Raw genomic sequence first — 21,162 nt, 5'->3', positions numbered from 1 at the left:
TACTGCTCACTGAAACCCGCATCGTGGGGCCAAGGCCCCGGCGTCTTACAGCCCGTCGGCGAGGGCCCCGCTACGGCCGAGCCGACACCGGCTCACCGTGTCCCGCGGGAGGTGGTGTGTGCAACTATACGGGCACCTGTTAAAAACTGTGTGGGTTGTCCCGCAAAACGATCGCCGATGATCACTCAAAGGACGGTTCGAAGCACGAGCAGGACCAACGTGCTCACCACGAGGAGACTGGCGAAGACGACGGCAGCCGGTTTGAAACCCGCATTCCGGAACTCCCGAACGTCGATGCTCAGTCCCAGCCCGGCGAACGCCACGAGGAACAGCCAGTTCGAGGCGTTCTCGATCACGGCTATCTGAGCGGTCGAGAATACACCCAGGTTCGCAACCAGCAGTAACGCGAGGAATCCGACGATGAACTTCGGGAACGTCTGCCAGAGATACACGACCCGATTCCCCTCGATCGAGTCCCCCTCGCCGCGCCGGGCGTAGTATATCGCGTACCCGATCGCGACCGCACCGATGAGGGCATTGCGGGCGAGCTTGACAAGCACCGCCCACTCGCCGGCCGGTTGCGAGTAGGCGAATCCGGCCGCGGTGACCGGACCGGTGCTGAACATCGTCGCACCTGCCCACACGCCGAAAACGACGTCCGAGAGGCCGAGCGCCCGCCCGATAACCGGATAGACGACGAGCGTGATCGCATCAAAGAGCAACACCGTCGCGGCCGCATACGCGATCTGACGCCGGTCGGGGTCGATGCTGCCAGCCACCGCCGCGACCGCGGAGACGCCACAGATCCCGGAGCCGGCCGCCAGAAGGGATCCGAGCTTCTCGGGAATCTCGAGAACGGATCGCGAGAGGATCTCCACGGTGAGGACGGTTACACAGACGGTTCCGACGACGACGAGCAGTAACAGCCCGCCCGCCTCGATCAGGCGATCGAGCGCGACGCTTGCGCCCATCAGGACGATTCCCGTCTCCAACCAGAGCCCGTGCGTTTCGACTCCAGCAGTGGCCCGTTCGGGAACCCCCACCGTGTTCCCGAGAAGGGCACCGACGATGATGACGACCACGAGGTGACTGTCGATCGGCACGACCGCGGTGAGCGCGCGCGCGAGAAGCCCGACCACGAGAAGTATCAACAGGCCCGGAATGAGTCGACCGATACCGGCCATTTTTACCACGGGATCGGCAATCCGACGACGCTCGCAAGAACGAAAACGATCGACAGGCAGACCGCTTGCCAGCCGCGATCGAGGGCATTCCAGGAACGTCGAATCGCATCACTAAGAGACGCTCGGCGGGTCACTATCATTGAATTTCAGTCTCCGGGAGTTAAGCCTATTGATGCCGGTTCAATCGTCCGCGAAATAGGTCATATTCTCCGGTTTCTGTGACGGTGATTTGATCTCGACGCATCGGTATCCTCCGGAAACGATCGATCCGACGGATCCGGCGGACAACCCGACATTTTTAATAGTCCATCGAGAGGCAATTTAAAGCATGAGTGGCCGACCTCTCGACGTACTTGAATCGTCGCTCGACGAGCCGGTGACGGTTCATCTCAAGGACGGAACGACGTACCACGGGCTATTGGCCGGATACGACCAACACATGAACCTCGTAATCGACCCCGAAACGGGGGAGACGGAGCGAATTCCGGACGAGGAGGACTTCGCCGTCGCGGTCGAAGACACAACGATTATACGCGGCGATAACGTCGTGACGATCAACGCATGACTGGAGCCGGAACGCCCTCCCAGGGAAAAAAGAATAAGACGGTCCACGTGAAGTGTCGACGCTGTGGCGAGAAGTCCTATCACCTCAAAAAGGAGCGCTGCTCCTCGTGTGGGTTCGGGAAATCAGCCAAACGTCGCGAGTACGCCTGGCAGTCGAAGTCGGGCGACAACTGATTCACGACGACTGATCCGAGGATAGCGGCGAGCGTTTCTCGACGTTCACGACGTACCACGAGCGATGCATCCGTGACGGCATACCCTACAGCCGATCGAGGAACTCTGTGAGGGCGGCATTGAATGCTCTCGGCTGTTCGATCATCGCGAGGTGAGCCGCATCCTCGATGACTGCTCGGTTGCAGTTCGGGATCTCCGCCGCGAGGAACTCGTGGTACGAGGGCGGCGTAAGCCGGTCATGTTCGCCGACGACCGCGATCGCGGGGACGTCGATCGCCGCAAGGCGGTCGCGAACGTCGAACTCGTGGCACGTCCGGAAATCCCGCTCGACGACCGGTTGACCAGTATCCCGCATCACCGCGCGCGAGAGTTCTCGGTGTTCCTCCGCCACGTCGTAGAAGAGCCGACCATCCCCGTGGAGAAACTCGATCGCCCGCTCGAAATCATCGGCGAGCCACGTCAGGAGGTCTCGCAGGACGGTGAGTTTTGCGCCGGTTCCGTGGAGGACGAGCCCTTCGAGGTCCATCTCGGAGGCGCGTTCGATGGCGATCCACTGGGCGATAGCTCCGCCGAGTGAGTTACCACAGAGAACGCGTGCTCCCGTCGCGTTCGCGACGGCGAGCACGTCGTCGGCGTAGGCGGCGAGCGTCTCCACCCCGGGTTCGGCCTCGACGTCCTCGCTTTCTCCGTGTCCCGAGAGGTCGAGTGCGACGATCGAGTACTCCCCACGCAGGCGCGCTTGGGCCTTCCAGACGGCGTGCGTGCCGCCGCTGCCGTGGATACACAGGGTGGTCGGACCCGTCCCATCATCAGCGAGGATCCGATAGGCAGTCTCGCGGCCGTGGTGGCTGATCCGCTCCATGTGATCACTCCTGCCGCAAGGGGCAAAAATACCCTTCCTGAATCCGTTCGAACACCGTTCCAGAATCCGTTCGAACACCCACACAGGATCCATTCGAGCACATCCCGCGCGTACGAACCGCAAACAATCAGTCGACCACTGGTACGCCGCCATCAGGCGATATTCGACGAAAGATTTAAATACTTACTCGCCTAACTTGGGGTTAGGAATAGAATGAATCAGACCCAATTTACCGACGGCGACGCGCAGATTCGCCGCTATGAGTATCCGGACCAATGGGTCCTCGCAGCCGATCTCGGCGTCGCCGACGATCGGGTCGCCGTCGACACCGTCGGAGACACGGCGATCATCGCAATCGAGCAGGACGGGAAGGACGCGGAGGGGGAACTCGATCTCCCCGGACCGGCCGCAAACGTTGAGTTGCGAAACGGCGTATTGACGATCGAGGTCGAAAGATGAAACTCACCGTCAAACCACTCAAACAGAAGGATGCAGGCCGTCGACTCGCGGCGATAGACCGCGTTGCTGCCGACGAGCTCGATCTCTCCAGCGGCGATTTCGTCCGCATCGAGGGATCGACCGGTAGCGCGATCGCGCGTGTCTGGCCCGGTTATCCCGAGGACGATGGCACCGGTATCGTGCGTATCGACGGCCGCCTACGACAGCAGGCCGACGTCGGGATCGACGACCGCGTGACCGTCGAGAAAGTGGACGTCAAGCCCGCAGAGCGGGTCACGATCGCGCTTCCACAGCGGCTCGGGATCCGGGGCAACATCGACGCGTTGATCCGCCGTGAGATCGGCGGCCAGCCGATCACGCCCGGCCAGAACATCCAACTGCCGCTCGGATTCGGATTCATGGGCGGGCAATCACAGGCGGTTCCGCTAAAAGTCGCCTCCACGACGCCCTCGGGCACCGTGGTGGTTACTGACGAGACCGAAATCGAGATCGCCGAAAAGCCCGCCGAGGAGATCGTCGAGGGCGCAGAGACCGGAGACGGTGCTGCCGCCGAGGCGACCCCCGATGTCGCTTACGAGGACATCGGTGGCCTCGACGAGGAACTCGAACAGGTCCGCGAGATGATCGAACTGCCGATGCGTCACCCCGAGTTGTTCAAGCGGCTCGGCATCGACCCGCCGAAGGGCGTCCTGCTTCACGGCCCGCCCGGAACCGGCAAAACGCTGATCGCGAAGGCAGTCGCCAACGAGATCGACGCCAGCTTCCATACGGTCTCGGGCCCCGAGATCATGTCGAAGTACTACGGCGAGTCCGAAGAGCAACTGCGCGACGTCTTCGAGGAGGCCGAAGAGGATGCGCCGGCGATCGTCTTCATGGACGAGCTCGACTCGATCGCACCCAAACGCGAGGAGGCAGGCGGAGACGTCGAACGTCGCGTCGTGGCCCAGCTACTCTCGCTGATGGACGGACTCGAGGAGCGCGGCCAAGTGGTCGTCATCGGCGCGACGAACCGCGTGGATGCGATCGATCCCGCGCTTCGGCGCGGCGGCCGGTTCGACCGCGAGATCGAGATCGGCGTCCCCGACCGTGACGGCCGTAAGGAGATCCTGCAGGTCCACACGCGGAACATGCCGATCGTCGACGAGATCGATCTCGATGAGTACGCGGAGAACACCCACGGGTTCGTCGGCGCCGACCTCGAGAGCCTCGCCAAGGAATCGGCGATGCACGCGTTGCGTCGGATCCGCCCGCAACTGGATCTCGAATCCGAAGAGATCGATGCGGACATCCTGCAGTCGATCCAGGTCACCGAACACGACTTCAAGGAGGCGCTGAAGGGCATCGAGCCATCCGCACTCCGTGAGGTCTTCGTCGAGGTCCCGGACGTCGTCTGGGACGACGTCGGCGGTCTCGGGGAGACCAAAGAACGGCTCCGCGAGACGGTCCAGTGGCCCCTCGAATACCCCGAGGTCTTCGACGAACTCGACATGCAGGCCGCAAAGGGCGTATTGATGTACGGCCCGCCGGGCACGGGGAAGACCCTGCTCGCGAAGGCGGTCGCCAACGAGGCCGAGTCGAATTTCATCTCGATCAAGGGACCCGAGCTGTTGAACAAGTTCGTCGGCGAGTCCGAAAAAGGCGTTCGAGAGGTCTTCTCGAAGGCCCGTGAGAACGCGCCGACGATCGTGTTCTTCGACGAGATCGACTCGATCGCGGCCGAACGCGGGCAACGCACTGGCGACTCCGGCGTCGGAGAGCGCGTCGTCTCCCAGCTGTTGACGGAGCTCGACGGCCTCGAATCGTTGGAGGACGTCGTGGTGATCGCGACCACCAACCGTCCGGACCTCATCGACTCGGCGCTGTTGCGTCCCGGTCGGCTCGACCGGCACATCCACGTGCCGGTTCCCGACGAGGAAGCCCGGCGCAAGATCTTCGAGGTCCACACGCGCGAGAAGCCGCTCGCCGACGACGTCGACCTCGATGCACTGGCGCGCCGGACGGAAGGCTACGTGGGTGCCGACATCGAGGCGGTCGCTCGCGAGGCCTCGATGAATGCCTCCAGGGAGTTCATAACCAGCGTCACCCCTGACGAAGTCGGCGAGTCGGTCGGGAACGTCCGCGTGACGATGGCGCACTTCGAGGACGCCTTAGACGAGATCAGCCCGAGCGTCACCGCGGAGACCCGCGAACGCTATGCGGAGATCGAACGCCAGTTCGAACGCTCCGAGGTCGAGACGGACACCGAGCCCGTCCCCGGCGGCGCCTTCCAGTAGTCGCCGTACCTCCGTTCGGTTTTCACGGCTTAAATGCCGGATCGCGGCTTGAACACCGGATCGCCGGTCGGCTCGTCGATCGGATCGATCCGGATCGCCTCGATCGAAGATGGTATTTGTGAGCGGAATTCAAACATTAGACACGTCTAATTCACAGTAACGAATGAGCTTCGACCGCCCCCCTCGACGAACGAACGAGATCACACGTGCAGTTGTCGGCCGACAGCGGACCGATCGGTCCGCCCATCGGCGGAAACGGCTATCGCCGGGCGACGACGGATGACCGGCTGGCTGGAGATCGCGACGATCGCGTTTCTGGCCCAGCTTGCGGTGTTACCGGGCGAGAAGGTCCAGTTCATTATCGCGGCGCTCTCCACGCGGTACAATCCGGTCACAGTCGTGGCGGCCGCCGGGAGCGCGTTCGCCGGCTGGACGGTACTTGAGATCTACTTCGGGAGTTACATCCAGACGGTACTTCCCGAGATCTACCTCGACGTGTTGACCGGGATCCTGTTTTTGTTCTTCGCGATCGCGTTGTTCCGATCTGCGCCCTCCAACGAGGGTCCCGACGCACAGTCCGATGGCGGAGTCTCGCGTATTCTCCAGGGAGAACTCGACGTGCGGGTTCCCTATCTCGACTGGCAGGTCCCGAACGTCATGGGCGGCTTTTTGCCCATCTTTGCGTTGATGGCCTTCGGCGAGTTCGGCGATAAGACCCAGCTCGTGACGATCGGACTGGCCGCCCAGTATCCGGCGTATCCGACCGCCATCTGGATGGGTGAAATGGCAGCCATCATTCCGGTCAGCCTGCTCAACGCATTCGTCTTCTTCCGGTTCGCGAACCGCTTTGATCTCCGGAAGGCGCACTTTCTTGCGGCGGCCGCCTTCGGCTTCTTCGGCATCGACACCCTCCAGGCCACCCTGACCGGGGTGTCCCTTTGGGAGGCTGCCATCGGAACGGTGGCATCGGCCCTCCTTGCGATCGTGGGCTAGTCCGGCATGGTCCAGTCGTCGAGGACGGACCGTGCGTTTCCAGGAGATCGATACGTCGAATCGAACCGGATCAGACCGCTTTCGACCGGCGATGAAGACTTATCGATGGACCGCTTTCGATCGGTATGAGCTATCCGGTCACCTACCACTGTCCGCGGTGTGGAACGCTCGTCTCCATCGAGCGGGACGGCTATCTCGCGGACAAATCGGTTACTCCGTATCCGTTCGAGGGGTGGACGTACGCGGAGCCGACGGCGGAGTTCGATGCGGATCAGACGGCGGATGGTGACGACGCAGCGACGTCGATCGACGGCGTGCGGTTCGTCTGTGGGGAGAGTGCGGGCGTCACCTGGAATCCAAGTCCGAAAAATTCCGTGTCCGCGGAGGAAGCACCCGCTACGCTCGGCGACGGTCGGATCGAGACGAACGACGCTGGCGATGAGACGAACGACGTTATCAGTGAGATGAACGACGCCAGCAGTGGAACGGAGAACGCAAACGACGAGCAGCCCGTCGACGTCGGCTGTGGGGAGCCCTTCTACCTCTCGTTCGTCCGTTTCGAGGACGGACGTGAGGTCGATCCGAACGCCGAATCCAGCGGGGAGCGCGTCCGCCTTGACCTGGGTCGGGGTCCATCGGCACCGCGCGGACCGCCCGGACCGAATGGCCCGGACGCCGGCGGCTTTTGGAGCTGAGACTGCCGGTTCGACGGGGACTATCCTTTGATATTACAGACCGGGAACGTTCGGGCCACCTTGTCGCCGATCCCAAGTTCGTCGCTGACGCGGACGACCTCGTCGACGTCCTTGTAGACTCCGGGGGCCTCCTCGGCGATCGTCGCGCCGCTTTGTGCCTTGACGTAGACGTGGTCCTGTTCTTCGAGGTCGTCTTGGACGTCTTCCCCCCAGAACTCCTGTTTGGCCTGCGTGCGACTCATCAGTCGACCCGCTCCGTGGGCCGTGGATCCAAAGGAGACGTCGAGGGAATTCTCGCCGCCGCAGAGGACGTACGAGCCCGCGCCCATGCTCCCGGGAATGATGACGGGCTGGCCGACATCGCGATAGACCTCAGGGATTTCCTCGCGGCCGGCCGGGAACGCACGCGTCGCGCCCTTTCGGTGAACGTACAGATCGCGCTCCTCGCCGTCGATCACGTGCGTCTCGCGTTTGGCGATGTTGTGGGCGACGTCGTAGAGCAGTTCCATCCCGAGATCGTCCATCGGATCGGCATCGAAGACGTGCCCGAATACCTTCCGCGTCTGGTGGGTGACGAGCTGACGGTTGACCCACGCGTAGTTGATCGCCGCACACATCGCGCCGTAATACTCCGTCGCGAGTTCCGATCCTGCCGGCGCGGCCGCGAGTTCCTTGTCGGGGAGCTCCGCGAGGAGACCGTCGTGGCGCTTTTCGATCCGGCGGAGGTATTCCGTACAGGTCTGGTGGCCGAGTCCCCGTGAGCCACAGTGGATGAGCACGACGATCTGATCCGTCTCGAGGCCGTAGACGTCGGCGATATCCTCGTTGAAGACGTCGGTCACGCGCTGTACCTCGAGGAAGTGGTTTCCGGACCCGAGCGATCCGATTTGGTTGCGCCCGCGGTCTTTCGCCTTCTTCGGGACGTATTCGGGGCGCGCGTCCAGTCGGCGCCCCTCGTCTTCACAGTGATCGAGATCCCCCGGAACGCCGTACCCTTCCTCGAGTGCCCACTCGACACCGCGTTCAAGAACCGCCTCGACCGTGTCGCGGTCACCCTCGACGACCCCGCCGCCACCGAGTCCCGAGGGGATCCGATCGAAGAGCTTCTCGACGAGTTCCACCTCGTGGCCGCGAACGTCGTCGTAGGTGAGGTTCGTTTTTACCATCCGAACGCCGCAGTTGATGTCATAGCCGATCGCCCCCGGCGAGATGCAGCCGTTCTCGGCATCGATCGCCCCCACGCCGCCGACGGGGAAGCCGTATCCCTGGTGGCCGTCGGGCATACAGAGCGCGTGACCCGATATGCCGGGCAGATGCGTCGCGTTTCGAAGCTGGGTGAGGGTATCGTCCTCCGATATCTCCTCTAAGAGCGCCTCGGAGGCGAAGACGCGCGCGGGAACGTTCATGTCCCCTTCCTTCGGGATCTCCCAGACGTAGTCCCGGATCTTCCGCAGACGGATGTCGTCGATCTCGCGAGTGGTCATACTGGACCGTGGGCGGGCAGGTGGAATAGGGTTACGGCGTCGGCCGATCACCGAGCAACGATCTCACACGTCGAAGACGACGTAGGCGTACCAACCGTCGTCACGGGATTCGAGACGCATCTGTGAGTAGGTCACGGCCTTGATATCGCGGGCGGTGACCGATTCGAACGGGATGCCGCGCGCGCTCGCGGACAGGGTCCATTCATCCTCGGGGGTTTCCTGGACATCACACCGATGGTCGACCGGAAGCACCTCACGGACGTCTCGTTCGTAGATGAGTCGATCGAGGTAATCGAACAACAGCGCCTCACGGGATTCGGCCGTCTCCTCGATCGAGAACCGATCCCCTTCGTCGGGCCAGGAGTCACACATCGCGGCGGTAAGCCCTGCTGCGACGTCCGCGAAGACGTCGGAGAGCGTGCTGGCAGTCGCCTCGACTGCGACGTCGGCGGTGTGATCGCGGAGTTCGAACGTCACGTATTCACGGGTTCGTCGGGACCCGTGGTAGTGGTATCGATTCGATCCGTCGGATTCGAGGTCGGCGTCCGAAATCGGGTCAGTTCTCAGTCGTCGGGACGGAGGAGTTATATTGAATCCGCGCGTTAGTCTCCGCCAGTGAGCGTTACCGTGGAGAAGCGGGTCGATCGTCCGGGCAACGCCGACCACGTGGGCGAGGCCTGGGACCTCAAAGAGCGAATTCGATCGAGGGACGGCGTTCTCCGGCAGCGACGCGGATTCTTTACTGACGCGTATCGACGCTCGACGACGCATCTCCTCTTTGAGGACGACCGACTCGTTGCGTTCGCCTCGGCCCGACGCGATGGATACGTCTTGTTTCTGGCGGTCGCCCCCGAGGCACGCGGTCGGGGATACGGCAAGCAGCTGATCGCGGATATCGCCGAGAATAACCGGTCGGTTACATGTCACGCTCGAACGACGAACGAGAACGCGATCGGATTTTATCGCCACCTCGGATTCGAGGTCGAACGCCGGATCGACGGGTACTACGAGGACGGAGGCAATGCCTACTACCTGAAACTCGGAGGGGACTCCCTGCGAGACCGCCTCTCCGAGTACGTTCGCGGCTGACTCCGACCGACGGAACTCCAACTCCGGCCGACTGAACTCACTCCTGGGAAGTCGACTCCTCGGTGTCGGAGTCGTATTCGTCGAGGGTGATCACGTTCTCGCGGCCGATCCGAAGCTTCGAGACGGTTCCCTCCTCCGCCATCTCCGAGAGAACGACGCTTACCTTTGATTTCGACCAGTCGGTCGCATCGACGATCCGTGACTGTTTCACCCGGCCGCCATGCTCGCGAAGGATCGACTCGATCCGGTCTTCATCCGACAACAACTCCTCGTCGGCGATCGCGGGCGGCGACAGGGACGAGGGAGTTGCGGCAGGCGATTCTCCCGATTTCCCGTCGCCTTCGGAGGAGCGATCGTCGCCACTCACCCCGGCCCGTGGCGGCGTCCCGTCGTCGACCCCCCCGCCGCTCGGGCCGCTCGCCCGCGATCGATCGATCCCACCGCCACGCGATCGGAACACGACGGCAAGCACGACCGCGAGAACGGCGGCGATTCCGAACAGCCCCCAGAGAAGACCTCCATCGAACGGGGCCTCCGTCTCGGCCGACGATCCCTCGGTCACCGTCGGCGACTCCGATCCACCCGTGGAACTCGCTGTCCCCGGCTCCGTGGTTGTCGAGGTCTCCGTCGTCGAGTTATCCGCCGTCGAATTCCTCGTGAACACGACGCGCGGGCGCCGGTCCGTGAATCGCCGTTCGCCCTGCCAGGTGATCGAGACGCTCTCCGAAAGGGAATCGGGATTCGACGGCGTTCCCTCCGGATCGTGAGACTCGAAGGCGAGCTGATCGCCAGGGCGGATGACGAGTTCCTGGTCGGGACCGATGTAGAACCCGCCCTCGAAGACGTCCCCGACGATGACGGTGTCCGCCTCGACGGCGGCGAACCCGCGCCAGGTGAACGTGAGTTCGACGACGCCGACGTCGTTGCCGAGACTTGAGTGGATGAATGCCTCCCGGTCGAAGCCGGTGGCGGCCATGTCTCGATCGGTCACGTTTTCACCCTCAGTGACGAGCGCCGACGCGTCCGCCCGAAAGTTCCGATAGAGGTCGGTTTCCTCTTCGTTGAACTCCCTTGCAAACGCCTCGAAGTTGTCGCGCTCGGTCTCGTTCGTCAGGGCTCGTTCGTACCGTAGCGTCCAGACACCCCGTCCCGACTCCGCGACCGTAATATCGATCACGCTTCGATCGAACCCCGCGAGATCGATCTGGGGATCGCCGGTCTCGGCGTCGATCGCGGTTGGGTTCTCGACCGGTTCGAATCCGGTACCGGCCGGTTCGGCGGCGCCGACGGCTCCCGCCATCGCGACGACGAGTAAAAGCAAACAGAGACCGGCGCGGACGGAGACCGAACTCCTCATTCGTTCGTTAGCGCTCGCCGCCGCGTAAAAGCGCTTGCGCACCGTCGCTCCCGCCCCCCACGATGGCCGTCAGTTTTCGTCGGACCCGTCGTCGGACGGATCCTCGTCCGTGCTCTCCGCGTCCGAATCTCGGTCCTCGAAGGCCGCTTCGACTTCCTCGTCGGATGACACGCGGTAGCCGTCCGATTCGGTGATCGTCGCGACCGAGAGATCCTTGGCGACTAACTCCTCCTCGTACATCGAGAGGGCCCGTACGCCGAGTTCTATCCCCTCGTCGAGGGAGGCCTCCTCGTTCCATTCGTCCTCAAGGAACGCCTGGATATCCTCGCGCCCGTCGCCGATGACGGTCGCCTTCCACTCGTGGGGGGTTCCGGAGGGATCGGCGCCGAACAGACGTGGGTCCCCGTCCTCGAAGCCGCCGATCAGTAACGCGGCACCGTAGGGACGCGTCCCACCGAGTTGGGTGTTCTCCTGTATGTGGTCCGTCACGTCCTTCGTCAGGGTCTCGACGCCGATCGGCTCGCCGTACCGCAGGCGGTTCATCTGTGCGCGCCTGCGGGCGAAGTCGATCAGTTTGCGCGCGTCGGCGACGTGGCCGGCCGAGGCGGTCCCGACGTGGTCGTCGAGCTTGTGGAGCTTTTCGATACTCTCGGCCTCCATCAGCGACGAGGAGGCCCGACTCATGGCCGCAAAGACGATCCCGTCCGCCGTCCGAATTCCGAGGCTCGGTGCCCCACGTGAGACGGCCTCGCGGGCATACTCGACCTGATAGATACGACCGTCGGGGGAGAACAGCGAGGTTCCTCGGTCGTAGGCCTGCTGGTCCTGATTCATCGTTGCCGCCCTCCATACCGGTCCATCGCGTCCTCGATCATTGGCTACCCGTAACATCTCCCCCGGGAAAAACCCTCCTTATCGTGCCGCTCACCCGGAGTGTCAACGCCGTCGATACCTGAGAAATGACAGCTCCTCGTGGTCCTCACGTTCCACCATTTCCCATTCGTCCATGTCCACCGTCGGGAAGGTCGTGTCACCCTCGTATGTCTCGTGGATCGCAGTGATCGAGAGTTCGTCCGCGATCGGGAGGAAGGCCTCGTAGATGGTCGCGCCCCCGGCCACGTAGACGGTTTCGACGTCGAGATCCTCGGCTGCACTCTCAGCCCGTTCGATCGCCTCGCGGATGCTTCCGGCTGGAACGGCACCCTCATCAAGATCGAGTTCCGATCGCGACAGGACGATCGAGATCCGGTCCGGAAGCGGTTCCCCGAGTCGGGAGACGATGTTCTCGTGGGTCCGGCGTCCGAGGATCACGGGGTGACCGGTCGTCGTCTCCTTGAAATGACGGAGGTCGGCCGGATAGTGCCAGGGCATCCCGCCCGAGTCGCCGATCACCCCGTTTTCGGCCACCGCCGCGATCACCGTGATCGTGAGGTCGTCGGGGACGTCGAGATCCCGAACGGCGGTCCCGGTGCCTGAGTCGGCCGAATCGGACGACCCCATCATTCCGCGACCGCGAACGTGATCCCGTCCGCGGAGTCATAGTCGTGAAGTTCGACGTCCTCGAAGACCAACTCATCGAGCGGCTTGTCGGCGATCTCGATCCGCGGTCGATCGCGGGGCTCCCGGGAGAGCTGCTCGAGAAGTCCGGGAACGTGGTCGTACCCCTCCTTCTCGTCGGGTTCAGTCGGTGTCACGTCCGCAAGCCACGCCTTGACGTCGAGGTAGTCCACCTTCCCGTCGGCGTCGACCAGGCGGTTCTGGAGACGGTCGAGGTTCTCGCTGTACCACTCGCCGCGGTCGCCCTGCCCGCAGTAGACGTGAGCGTCGACGATGCTGTGTCCGAACTGACCGATCTCGAAGCCCGTCCGCTGTGCGATCGCCGTCGCCAGCAACGAGTATGCGGCGACGTTGAACGGCACGCCGAGTGCGATGTCCCCGGATCGCTGGGTGAGGTGGAGGTTCAACCGCCCGTCCTGAACGTTCACGACGAAGGTGTAATGACACGGCGGGAGCGTCGAAACGGTCGCGTTGGCGGGGTGCCAGGCGTTCACGACCATCCGTCTGGAGTGGGGGTTCTCACGTAACGTATCGAGCACGTACCGGATCTGATCGAAGGTCCGGCGTTCGGTGCCGTCCTCGTCCTCCTCGACCGTCACCCATCGGTGGGCGTCCGCGGGCCAGCTCTCTCCGGGAAGCCCGGCGTCGGGGACCGGATAGCGTCGCCAGAATCTTCCGTAGGCGGTATCAAGGTGTCCCTCCTCGTCGGCCCAGGCGTCCCAGATGCCCGTGTGCTCTCGGAGCGTTCGCACGTGCTCTTCTCCCGAGAGGTACCACAGCACTTCGTGGATGAGCGAGTTCCACCGATAGCCGTCCATCCGCTTCGTGGTCAAAAGCGGGAATCCCTCGGAGAGATCGACGGTGTATTGGCCGCTGAAGCTCGCGATCGTGTCTACGCCCGTGCGGTTCGGCTTGTAGGTGCCCTCCGTGAGTGTCTCGTCGACGAGATCGAGGTACTGTTGCATGGGTATCGAGGTCGACCGGATGATCGTCGATGAGCAAGGCCGATCGGAGCTGAACGGCGATTGTCAGGCTGATCGGCGACCACCGACGATCGTCCGGTCGGAGTTCGTCGTGTTGAGGAGTGGTGTGGATCCACTAAAATCGATGCATCTTGGTTCGGGCGGTTCCATCCGGATCGATCACTTGAGTCCGTCAACAACTTCAGGGACGTCCCGCCCCAGCATGGTGTATGGAGTTGTTCTGGCACCGACGCGACGTCCGGGTTTCGGACAACGTCGGGCTCGCGGCCGCCGCCGACCGCGGCCCAGTCGTTCCCTGCTTCGTGTTCGACGAGGACGTTCTCGAACACGCCGGCCCACCACGCGTGCGCTACCTGCTCAATTCGCTCGCCGCGCTCCGTGATGCCTATCGCGATCGCGGAAGCGATCTGGTGATCGGTCGCGGAGATCCGGCAGTGGTCCTCCCCGAGATCGCCAACACGCTCACAGTCGATCGGGTCGTGTGGAACGAGGGATACTCGGGACTCGCGGCCGAACGCGATCGTCGCGTTCGGGCCTCACTCGACGACGCCGAACCGACGATCGGCCACGAGACGCACCCCGACGCCGTTCTCCATCCGCCGGGTACCATTCGCACCAACGATGGTGACCCCTACTCCGTGTTCACCTACTACTGGCGAAAGTGGCACGATCGAAGGATGGACCCGCCCGAGCCGAGCCCGAAAGCGGTCGATCTCGTGGCCCCAACGGAACTGGGATCGCGGCTCGAACCGTACGAGTCAGTCGAGGTGGGATCGCTTCCGACGATCGACGACCTCGGGTTCGAGGAGCCGGACGCCTCGCTTCCATCAGCCGGCACCGAGGCGGCCCGGTCCCGGCTGGAGGCGTTCACCGATCGTGACGTGTTTCGCTACGAGGAGTTGCGCGATCACCCTGCCGAATCGGCGACCTCGAAACTCTCACAGGACCTCTCGTTCGGCACGATCGGGATTCGGGAGACGTACGCGGCCACGGAGACGGCGATGGATCGCGCACGCGAGGGAGCCCTCGACGGGCTCGATCTTCCCGCAGCTGCCGACCCGGAATCGAGCGTGACGGAGTTCCAACGCCAACTCGCCTGGCGGGAGTTCTATTTGCAGGTGCTTGCTTTCAACCCCGAGACCGTCTCGGCGAACTACAAGGAGTATGAAAACGCCATCGAATGGCGCGACGATCCGGCAGCTCTCGAGGCCTGGAAACGCGGCGAGACGGGATATCCAATCGTCGACGCCGGAATGCGCCAGCTTCGCGCGGAGGCGTACATGCACACCCGCGTTCGGATGATCGTCGCCTCCTTTCTCACGAAGGACCTCCTCCTCGACTGGCGGGCGGGATACGCCTACTTTCGCGAGCATCTGCGGGACCACGACACCGCCAACGACGTCGGCGGCTGGCAATGGGCGGCCTCCACGGGCACCGACGCCCAGCCCTACTTCCGCATATTCAATCCGATGACGCAGGGCGAACGGTACGACCCCGACGCCGAGTACATCGCGACGTACGTCCCCGAACTCCGCGAGGTCGATCCCGACCTCGTTCACGAGTGGCCCGAACTGGACGATGAGCGTCGTCGGGAGGTCGCCCCCGAGTATCCCGCGCCGATCGTCGACCACGCCGAGCGACGCGAGGAGGCGCTCGCCATGTTCGAGGCCGCCCGCGGCGAGGACTGATCGCGAGAGAGATCGACTCGTTGGGGTCACCCCTTCGCAGTTATCTGCTGCTCGCGAGATTGCTCGCAGCAGAATGCGTAGGACCGGATTTGAACCGCGAGGACGTCGCTTCGCTCGTCCTCTGGGCACAAATCCGGTCCGACTCCCTCGCTCACGGTCGTTCGCTCAGTGCGTGGGACCGGATTTGAACCGGCGGACCCCTACGGGATAGCGTCCTAAGCGCTACGCCGTTTCCGTGCTTGGCTACCCACGCGCGCCCGAACGTACTCGAACGTCGCCCAAGAACCTGTCGGACGTGACTCCCGATCATCCGGCGTTCCCCATCCGACGTCCACCCTCCTTGCGCCACCGTCGACGATCGTTTATATACACCCGCCGTCTACGAGCGCGCATGTACCGGGCGAGCGATCGGGTCGCGAACGAAACGTGGATCGACCGGATCCGGGAGGCCTGTGACCGACTCGATCTCGGCGAGGACGTTCGAACCACAGCAGGGGACCTGTTCTTGTCGAACGTTCCAGAATCCGACCGATCGAAACGGACGATCGCCGCAGCAAGCCTCTATGCAGCCGCACTCATTCGCGGCGACGAACGATCACAGTCGGCCGTCGCCGACGCCATGGACGTCACACGCCTCAGCGTCCACAATCATTGGAAGTCGGTCCTTGAGGAGGCCGGATTTCGCCCCCCGACCTGGTGAGCGTCTCCGCTGACCATCCCGGAGCTACCGATCGTTCCGAAATCGGCGTACAGCCCCGCCCACGAGGAACGCCAGACCTCCGATCACGAGTGCCGCTACGAACGCGATCCCGAGCGACACCGGTATCGATCCACCGAGGATTTCGGGAGGAACGAGTCCGGATCCGACGCCGGGCTCCGATCGGGTGCCATACCGACTCGCTCCCACGAGCGCGCCCGCGATCGGCCCCCACGCCAGGAACACACACGCGAGGACCCCGCCGGCGCCGGAGGCCCGTGCAAGCGATGCGAGTGCCGAGACGATCGCGATCGCGAGCACGTACGTCTCGGGAGGTATGAGCCCACCGCCCACGATGGGCACGGAGCCGTATCCGACGATCAATCCGCCGACGATCCCCCATAAGACGGGACGTTCGATCGGCTCCGCGCCCACCGCGAGCCGGCGAAGCGATTCGATCGCGGTCATTTCCGTTGGGTGGCTTCCCGTCCCTCCCGGTCGGGGGTGAGGGTTCCGTGTTCGTCGATCTCGCCGCGGACGATCCGCGTCGAGGATATCCACTCGCCGTCCTCGGCCGGAACGTGGTCGACGACGACGATCTCGAGGGGATCGTAGCCTCGTTCACGCCGGATCTCGTTGATGCGCTCGCCCCCCTCCTTCGTCTCGGGGGAGACCACGAGCGCGTCGAACTGCGGTTCGGTGGCGATCCCCGTCGGCTCGGTGAGTTCTCTGATCTCGAAGTCGCGATCGTATTCGTCCGCCAACGGCTCCAGTTCCGCCTCGAGGTCGCGTTTGCGCTCCTCGAAGGACCGAACGTACCGCTCGACGTGGCGTGTCCTCGGGGCGAGCTCGTCGGAGGTCAACCCGACCGTGACGTCGCCGAGCTCGAAGGCGCGCTCGAACAGTTTGCGGTGGCCGTCGTGAATCGGATCGAAGGTGCCACCCAACGCGACATCCATACCCGCATCTCGCAGTGACGAACCTTAAAACGTCCCGAACCGACGACGTCTCAGACGTCGACCGGGTCGTCCGAATCGGTATCAGTGCGTTCCGTCTCCTCGTCCGCGTCCGCATCTTCCGAATCCGTCGAGTCCTCGCTCTCGACGGAGATCTGGACGGGCTCGGTCGTGTCGTCCGCCTCGTCAGTCACCTTACCGCCCAGGCGCTGGTCGAGGTTGAACACCGTGTTCAGCTCCGATTGGACCTGTCCAACGACGTCACGAACCAGCTCGCTCGGTGCGATCGCCTCGTACTCGTAGGGGTTGTTGCCGGCGCCCTCGCTCTCGCGTTTCCGTCGATCGACGGTTTCCTCCTCGTGAAGCTCCGCGAGCGCCTCACGAACGGTACTCGGGTAGAGTCCGGTTCCGTCCGCGATCTCCTCGCTCGTGCTGTTCGGGTTCTCACGAAGGTAGACGTAGATGCGCGCGCGCGTCTCCGTCTCGAGCAGCCACGACAGCAGGTCGACGACGCCCTCGTCGAACTCCCGGACCGCCTTGTCGGCCTCCTCACCGAGTTTCTCACGGGTCTTGCGGATCTCCTCGCGGGGCCGATCCGTTCTGGACGCCTCGTCGTCGGACTCCTCGTGTTCGGTCATGATACCGAATACTCACCGCTCAGCGGGGAAAAGGGTTTCTCGTGGCTTCCAGTCCGACGAAATTCGTCGTGGATCCGCCGCCCCCGATCCGGCCGAACTGGGATCACCACCGCCGGAGCAGGAGATCGCGACGGAGTGCGTCGACGCCCTCGGTTCGCTGGAGCCGCCGCTGCCGTTCGGCTCCGCTTTCCCGATCGATGAGCTCCTGAATCCCGGAGATGTCAAGTCGATCGCACTCGCGGTGGACGAGCGTCTCCAGATCGATCGTCTCCTCTCCATCGCGGGTGATAACGGAGGCGTCGTGGCCATATCGCATCGCCCGCCATTTGTTCTCATCGAGCAGTTCCCGGCGTAATCGGGTCCCTATCCCGTCGGATCCGGCGTTCGATTCCGGCTCCGCCGATATTTCACGGTCGTAGCGCTCGGCGAGATCCTCGACGAGTGCGTGTGCGTATTCGACGAGCGCGAGCGTCACGTCGGGGTCGCGCTGGCCGTCGGGTGCTCGTATCTCGACGCTACCGTGTCCGGTGTGTGGGCGCACGTCGAACCACAACTCGCCGCGGTCCTCGATCGAGCCGTACTCGACCATTCGGCGTTCGTACCGTCTGAACGCATCGAAGTTCTCGAACCGGGATGGGACCCCCGTGTTGGGAAGGTTCTCGAAGATTTTCGCTCGCGCGGAGGCAAGACCCGTATCGAACCCGTTCCAAAACGGGGAGTTCGCCGACAACGCGAGCAGAACCGGTGCGTACCACCGTAGTTCGTTCGCGATCCACACCGCCTTGTCGGCGTCGTCGACCCCGACGTGAACGTGAACGCCCGAGGTGGTGTTGCGGTGTTGGGGGTACTGGATCCGGTCGAGTTGGGAGCGATACCGTGGCTTCCGTGCGTGATCGAGTTCCCGCCATCGCGCCGCCGGATGTAATCCGGCGCCGGCGATCCGGTAGCCGTTGTCCTCGGCGTGGTCGATGAGCGCGTTCCGAACCTGCCGGAGATGGTCCCGCGCTCGGGAGGGATCCTCGATGAGCGGCGTCTGTACCTCGATCGTACACGCGAACAGCTCGTGGTCGACCGCCTCCGCGATCGGCTCCGGCGGATCGGGACCGTACACGAGATCGGAGATGCCAGAGGTGGGACGTCCCGTCTCGTCGACGATGAAGAACTCCTCCTCGATACCGAGCGTCCCCATTCGGTCGAAGGCGTCCCGTGAGCCGAGTTCCATCAGGACCCCCTTGTTCGTGGGGAACCATATATGGTCGGAAGGCGGACGCTCGCGCTCGACTTGCTAGCGCGGCGTCGCGACGACCCCGAGATGATCGGTGTGGTGCGGTTCGAGTCGTTGACTCTCCAGGATTCGATACTCATCGGAGAGCTCCGATCGAACGTCCTCGAAGACGTCCGACGGCTCGGCCGTGACGTCCTCGCTTCGCGCCTTAACCGCCATCAACAGACGGCCGTCCTCGGACAGAAACCGTGCGTTCCGGATCGCGACCGCTGCCTGCCCGCGAGTCGCCACGTCCTGAACGACGACGTCGAGATCGGATTCGACGATGTGTGCGTACGTCTCCGGACGTCTGGCATCCTTCAGGAGCGGAAAGAGCCGATCTCGATCGGCGGCTACGTCGAGGAGATCGCGCATGGGACGCGGTGCGAACTCGACGGCATAGGTCGGTCCGGCGAAATCAGCCACGTGGCTGACCGTCGTCCCGGCGGCCGCACCGAGATACAGCGCGTGCTCGCCGCCAGTGAGACCGACGTCCATCCCGAAGTCGATCATCGCCCCGAGCTTCGAGCGTGAGGGATCCCACGCCCGCCACTCGCCATCCGTGGGCTCTCCGGAGACGGGTTCGCCGCGCGTCGCCAGCCGCTCACGTCCGCCGATCGTCCGGCGTTCGACTCCAGCCGGAAGTTCGCCATCGTCGTTCATCGGTCTCCCTCCGTTGTATCCGGCTCATCCTCAGCACGAGCGCGGATGGTCGCCATGCGTTCGCGAAGCTCCTCGTGGATCTCCTCGCGATAGTCGCCGCTGTAGTGATCGATTCGCGCGGCGATCGCCAACTTGCCGGCGAACGCTCGCGCGGCGGAGCCGCGATCCTCGGGTCGCGTCTCCCGAACGTACTCGTGGGTGAAGATGACGCCGTGTTTCGGCGAGGGTGCATGCCCCTCCAAGTGGGCGAACAGCGCGTCCTCCGCGCCGAGCACCTGTACCGTCCCCGATGGCTTCTTCGCGAGCGGCTCGAGGCCGCCCGCGAGGGCGATCAGCCGGCTGGCGAGCACGGGACCTGCCATCGCCGAGAGGTTTGGCGCCACGCTCGGAGCGGTCCGCTCGATGAATGCGCGGATCGCCTCGGCCTCGTCGGCGAGGTCCGCCACCCGGGTGGCGATCGAAACTGCCCGGCGTTCGGCGGCCGTCTCCGGATCGCGGTCGGCGACTACACGGATATCCTCAACCCCCGAACCGACGTCCGTGAACAGGCCACCAGCCCACTCAGCGGCGCGTTCGGACAGTTCGTTCGCCATCCGCTCGCAGTCGTCCATGGCACGAATACTATACGTTAATTGCTGGTCACCGGCCCGTTCTCGCTCCCGAACTACTTCCTGAGTCGTCCGTATCGTGGCTTCCTGAAGCAGGTCGTAATAGTCGTCTTCATCGTCCGCAAAGCCGGCGTCGACGGCCCGTTGGGGCCAGTCAGCCGGTTCCTCCGCTTCTCCCTGTTCGATAGCCTCACGTGCGGCACCCAACTCGTGAGAATCAATGTCGTGGAACCAGCCGGAGCCGGTAGATCCGTCGGTCATACATCGAGTTAGACACCCAGCTTGTAAATGCGCTTCCGATAGAGGGTTCTCAAAGCGAATCCGGGTGTCGGTTCCGTCCTGCAGCCAGGCCCGAAACGCGTTTGTCAGTCGGGGACACACGGGGATCCATGGACGAGTTCACGGTCGTCGTCGACGACCACGAGTTCACGGCGACATGGGTGGCGGAGAATCCCGAAACGCGTGCAGCGATCGCGGATGCGCTCCCGATAGAGGGACGGGCGTCCCGATGGGGCGACGAACTCTACTTCTCGACCGATATCGAGGTCCCGATCGAGAATGCTCGCGAGACGGTCGAACCGGGGACGCTCGCCTACTGGCCACAGGGGCAGGCCGTGTGCCTCTTTTGGGGACCGACGCCGGCCAGTACTGATGACGAACCACGAGCCGCATCGCCCGTGAACGTCTTCGCGCGGATAACGGAAACGACCCCGCTCTCCCGAATCGACGGCGGAGCACGGATGCGGCTGTCCAGCAAGAAATAATCCACTCGAGTCCGGCTACCGGGTCAGGTTACTGCAGATACGACGGATCCTCACCGTCACAGGACTCCTCGTGGCGTCGTGCGTCCTCGCGATCGTCGAACAGCATGCCACAGACCTCACACGCGAACCACGTCGTCCCGTCCCGTTCGGTCGTTGTGACCATGTGTTATGGTTAGTGGGGAACGACTTGTAGATTGTCCCGAGGAACCG

General features: G+C 63.7%; 25 protein-coding genes and 1 tRNA gene. 10 read left to right on the top strand and 16 right to left on the bottom strand.

Annotation, left to right across the window (positions count from 1 at the left end; all coding sequences use genetic code 11):
- Positions 1-185: 185 nt before the first annotated feature.
- Positions 186-1,184 carry a YeiH family protein gene (locus ACERIT_RS11410; protein WP_373675037.1) on the bottom strand — a complete coding sequence of 333 codons (999 nt, stop codon included), beginning with the start codon at positions 1,182-1,184 and terminating at the stop codon, positions 186-188.
- A 328-nt stretch (positions 1,185-1,512) separates the two neighbouring features.
- On the opposite strand from ACERIT_RS11410, the gene ACERIT_RS11405 reads away from it, so the two are divergent.
- Together ACERIT_RS11405 and ACERIT_RS11400 are read left to right on the top strand one after the other, a co-directional pair.
- Entirely contained in the window at positions 1,513-1,749 is a 237-nt protein-coding gene (locus tag ACERIT_RS11405) for an LSM domain-containing protein (RefSeq protein ID WP_373674984.1), read from the top strand.
- The gene (locus ACERIT_RS11400; protein WP_021074254.1) at positions 1,746-1,922 is read left to right on the top strand and encodes a 50S ribosomal protein L37e; all 177 of its coding nucleotides are present in this window, start codon (positions 1,746-1,748) and stop codon (positions 1,920-1,922) included. The genes ACERIT_RS11405 and ACERIT_RS11400 overlap by 4 nt, the downstream gene beginning before the upstream one ends.
- 85 nt (positions 1,923-2,007) lie before the next feature.
- Here the strand turns inward: ACERIT_RS11400 and ACERIT_RS11395 are convergent, their stop codons facing one another.
- Entirely contained in the window at positions 2,008-2,784 is a 777-nt protein-coding gene (locus ACERIT_RS11395) for an alpha/beta fold hydrolase (RefSeq protein ID WP_373674983.1), read from the bottom strand.
- A gap of 213 nt (positions 2,785-2,997) precedes the next feature.
- Between ACERIT_RS11395 and ACERIT_RS11390 the strand changes: the two genes are divergently transcribed.
- From ACERIT_RS11390 to ACERIT_RS11375, 4 genes are all read left to right on the top strand, one after another.
- On the top strand, positions 2,998-3,243 hold the full coding sequence (locus ACERIT_RS11390) for an Hsp20/alpha crystallin family protein (protein ID WP_373674982.1): 246 nt from the start codon (positions 2,998-3,000) through the stop codon (positions 3,241-3,243).
- The gene (locus ACERIT_RS11385) at positions 3,240-5,516 is read left to right on the top strand and encodes a CDC48 family AAA ATPase (RefSeq protein WP_373674981.1); all 2,277 of its coding nucleotides are present in this window, start codon (positions 3,240-3,242) and stop codon (positions 5,514-5,516) included. The genes ACERIT_RS11390 and ACERIT_RS11385 overlap by 4 nt, the downstream gene beginning before the upstream one ends.
- Before the next feature lie 279 nt (positions 5,517-5,795).
- Entirely contained in the window at positions 5,796-6,509 is a 714-nt protein-coding gene (locus ACERIT_RS11380; protein ID WP_373674980.1) for a TMEM165/GDT1 family protein, read from the top strand.
- Between the two features lie 125 nt (positions 6,510-6,634).
- On the top strand, positions 6,635-7,204 hold the full coding sequence (locus ACERIT_RS11375) for a hypothetical protein (RefSeq protein ID WP_373674979.1): 570 nt from the start codon (positions 6,635-6,637) through the stop codon (positions 7,202-7,204).
- A 20-nt stretch (positions 7,205-7,224) separates the two neighbouring features.
- Here the strand turns inward: ACERIT_RS11375 and ACERIT_RS11370 are convergent, their stop codons facing one another.
- Positions 7,225-8,688: an RtcB family protein gene (locus ACERIT_RS11370; RefSeq protein WP_373674978.1), complete on the bottom strand. Its 1,464-nt coding sequence runs from the start codon at positions 8,686-8,688 to the stop codon at positions 7,225-7,227.
- 63 nt (positions 8,689-8,751) lie between these two features.
- Positions 8,752-9,165: an archease gene (locus tag ACERIT_RS11365; RefSeq protein WP_373674977.1), complete on the bottom strand. Its 414-nt coding sequence runs from the start codon at positions 9,163-9,165 to the stop codon at positions 8,752-8,754.
- Between the two features lie 138 nt (positions 9,166-9,303).
- Between ACERIT_RS11365 and ACERIT_RS11360 the strand changes: the two genes are divergently transcribed.
- Entirely contained in the window at positions 9,304-9,777 is a 474-nt protein-coding gene (locus ACERIT_RS11360) for a GNAT family N-acetyltransferase (protein ID WP_373674976.1), read from the top strand.
- 37 nt (positions 9,778-9,814) lie between these two features.
- Here the strand turns inward: ACERIT_RS11360 and ACERIT_RS11355 are convergent, their stop codons facing one another.
- From ACERIT_RS11355 to thyA, 4 genes are all read right to left on the bottom strand, one after another.
- On the bottom strand, positions 9,815-11,134 hold the full coding sequence (locus tag ACERIT_RS11355) for a helix-turn-helix transcriptional regulator (RefSeq protein WP_373674975.1): 1,320 nt from the start codon (positions 11,132-11,134) through the stop codon (positions 9,815-9,817).
- Between the two features lie 69 nt (positions 11,135-11,203).
- Positions 11,204-11,968 carry an archaeal proteasome endopeptidase complex subunit alpha gene (gene psmA / locus ACERIT_RS11350; protein WP_373674974.1) on the bottom strand — a complete coding sequence of 255 codons (765 nt, stop codon included), beginning with the start codon at positions 11,966-11,968 and terminating at the stop codon, positions 11,204-11,206.
- Between the two features lie 102 nt (positions 11,969-12,070).
- Positions 12,071-12,634, bottom strand: a complete 564-nt coding sequence (locus ACERIT_RS11345; RefSeq protein WP_373674973.1) for a dihydrofolate reductase — start codon at positions 12,632-12,634, stop codon at positions 12,071-12,073.
- Positions 12,634-13,656, bottom strand: coding sequence for a thymidylate synthase (gene thyA / locus ACERIT_RS11340; protein WP_373674972.1), 1,023 nt, complete (start codon positions 13,654-13,656; stop codon positions 12,634-12,636). The genes ACERIT_RS11345 and thyA overlap by 1 nt, the downstream gene beginning before the upstream one ends.
- Positions 13,657-13,883: 227 nt before the next feature.
- On the opposite strand from thyA, the gene ACERIT_RS11335 reads away from it, so the two are divergent.
- A complete protein-coding gene (locus ACERIT_RS11335; RefSeq protein WP_373674971.1) occupies positions 13,884-15,362 on the top strand; it encodes a deoxyribodipyrimidine photo-lyase in 1,479 nt (492 codons plus the stop codon).
- Between the two features lie 169 nt (positions 15,363-15,531).
- Here the strand turns inward: ACERIT_RS11335 and ACERIT_RS11330 are convergent.
- Positions 15,532-15,615 (bottom strand) — tRNA-Leu (locus ACERIT_RS11330).
- A gap of 138 nt (positions 15,616-15,753) precedes the next feature.
- Here ACERIT_RS11330 and ACERIT_RS11325 point away from each other — a divergent pair.
- Complete coding sequence (locus ACERIT_RS11325) at positions 15,754-16,062, top strand: transcription initiation factor IIB family protein (protein ID WP_373674970.1); 309 nt, start codon at positions 15,754-15,756, stop codon at positions 16,060-16,062.
- Between the two features lie 24 nt (positions 16,063-16,086).
- Here the strand turns inward: ACERIT_RS11325 and ACERIT_RS11320 are convergent, their stop codons facing one another.
- The 6 genes from ACERIT_RS11320 to ACERIT_RS11295 all read right to left on the bottom strand — a co-directional run bounded on the left by ACERIT_RS11320 (position 16,087) and on the right by ACERIT_RS11295 (position 20,449).
- The gene (locus tag ACERIT_RS11320) at positions 16,087-16,527 is read right to left on the bottom strand and encodes a hypothetical protein (protein WP_373674969.1); all 441 of its coding nucleotides are present in this window, start codon (positions 16,525-16,527) and stop codon (positions 16,087-16,089) included.
- A complete protein-coding gene (locus ACERIT_RS11315) occupies positions 16,524-17,018 on the bottom strand; it encodes a phosphopantetheine adenylyltransferase (RefSeq protein WP_373674968.1) in 495 nt (164 codons plus the stop codon). Before ACERIT_RS11315 ends, ACERIT_RS11320 begins: the two co-directional genes overlap by 4 nt.
- Before the next feature lie 50 nt (positions 17,019-17,068).
- A complete protein-coding gene (locus ACERIT_RS11310) occupies positions 17,069-17,653 on the bottom strand; it encodes a helix-turn-helix domain-containing protein (protein WP_373674967.1) in 585 nt (194 codons plus the stop codon).
- 103 nt (positions 17,654-17,756) lie between these two features.
- Positions 17,757-18,875: a glutamate--cysteine ligase gene (locus tag ACERIT_RS11305; protein ID WP_373674966.1), complete on the bottom strand. Its 1,119-nt coding sequence runs from the start codon at positions 18,873-18,875 to the stop codon at positions 17,757-17,759.
- A 63-nt stretch (positions 18,876-18,938) separates the two neighbouring features.
- Complete coding sequence (locus ACERIT_RS11300) at positions 18,939-19,580, bottom strand: fibrillarin-like rRNA/tRNA 2'-O-methyltransferase (RefSeq protein WP_373674965.1); 642 nt, start codon at positions 19,578-19,580, stop codon at positions 18,939-18,941.
- Entirely contained in the window at positions 19,577-20,449 is an 873-nt protein-coding gene (locus tag ACERIT_RS11295; protein WP_373674964.1) for an NOP5/NOP56 family protein, read from the bottom strand. Before ACERIT_RS11295 ends, ACERIT_RS11300 begins: the two co-directional genes overlap by 4 nt.
- A gap of 128 nt (positions 20,450-20,577) precedes the next feature.
- Between ACERIT_RS11295 and ACERIT_RS11290 the strand changes: the two genes are divergently transcribed.
- Positions 20,578-20,952 (top strand): cyclophilin-like fold protein, encoded by a 375-nt coding sequence (locus ACERIT_RS11290; RefSeq protein WP_373674963.1) that lies wholly within the window; start codon positions 20,578-20,580, stop codon positions 20,950-20,952.
- 28 nt (positions 20,953-20,980) lie between these two features.
- On the opposite strand, the gene ACERIT_RS11285 is transcribed toward ACERIT_RS11290, so the two are convergent.
- Positions 20,981-21,115: a hypothetical protein gene (locus tag ACERIT_RS11285; protein WP_373674962.1), complete on the bottom strand. Its 135-nt coding sequence runs from the start codon at positions 21,113-21,115 to the stop codon at positions 20,981-20,983.
- Between the last annotated feature and the right edge of the window lie 47 nt (positions 21,116-21,162).

Source organism: Halopenitus sp. H-Gu1 (assembly GCF_041821145.1).
Lineage (GTDB): Archaea > Halobacteriota > Halobacteria > Halobacteriales > Haloferacaceae > Halopenitus.
The sequence above is the reverse complement of the archived record's forward strand: the minus strand, read 5'-3'. Positions and strand labels throughout refer to the sequence as shown.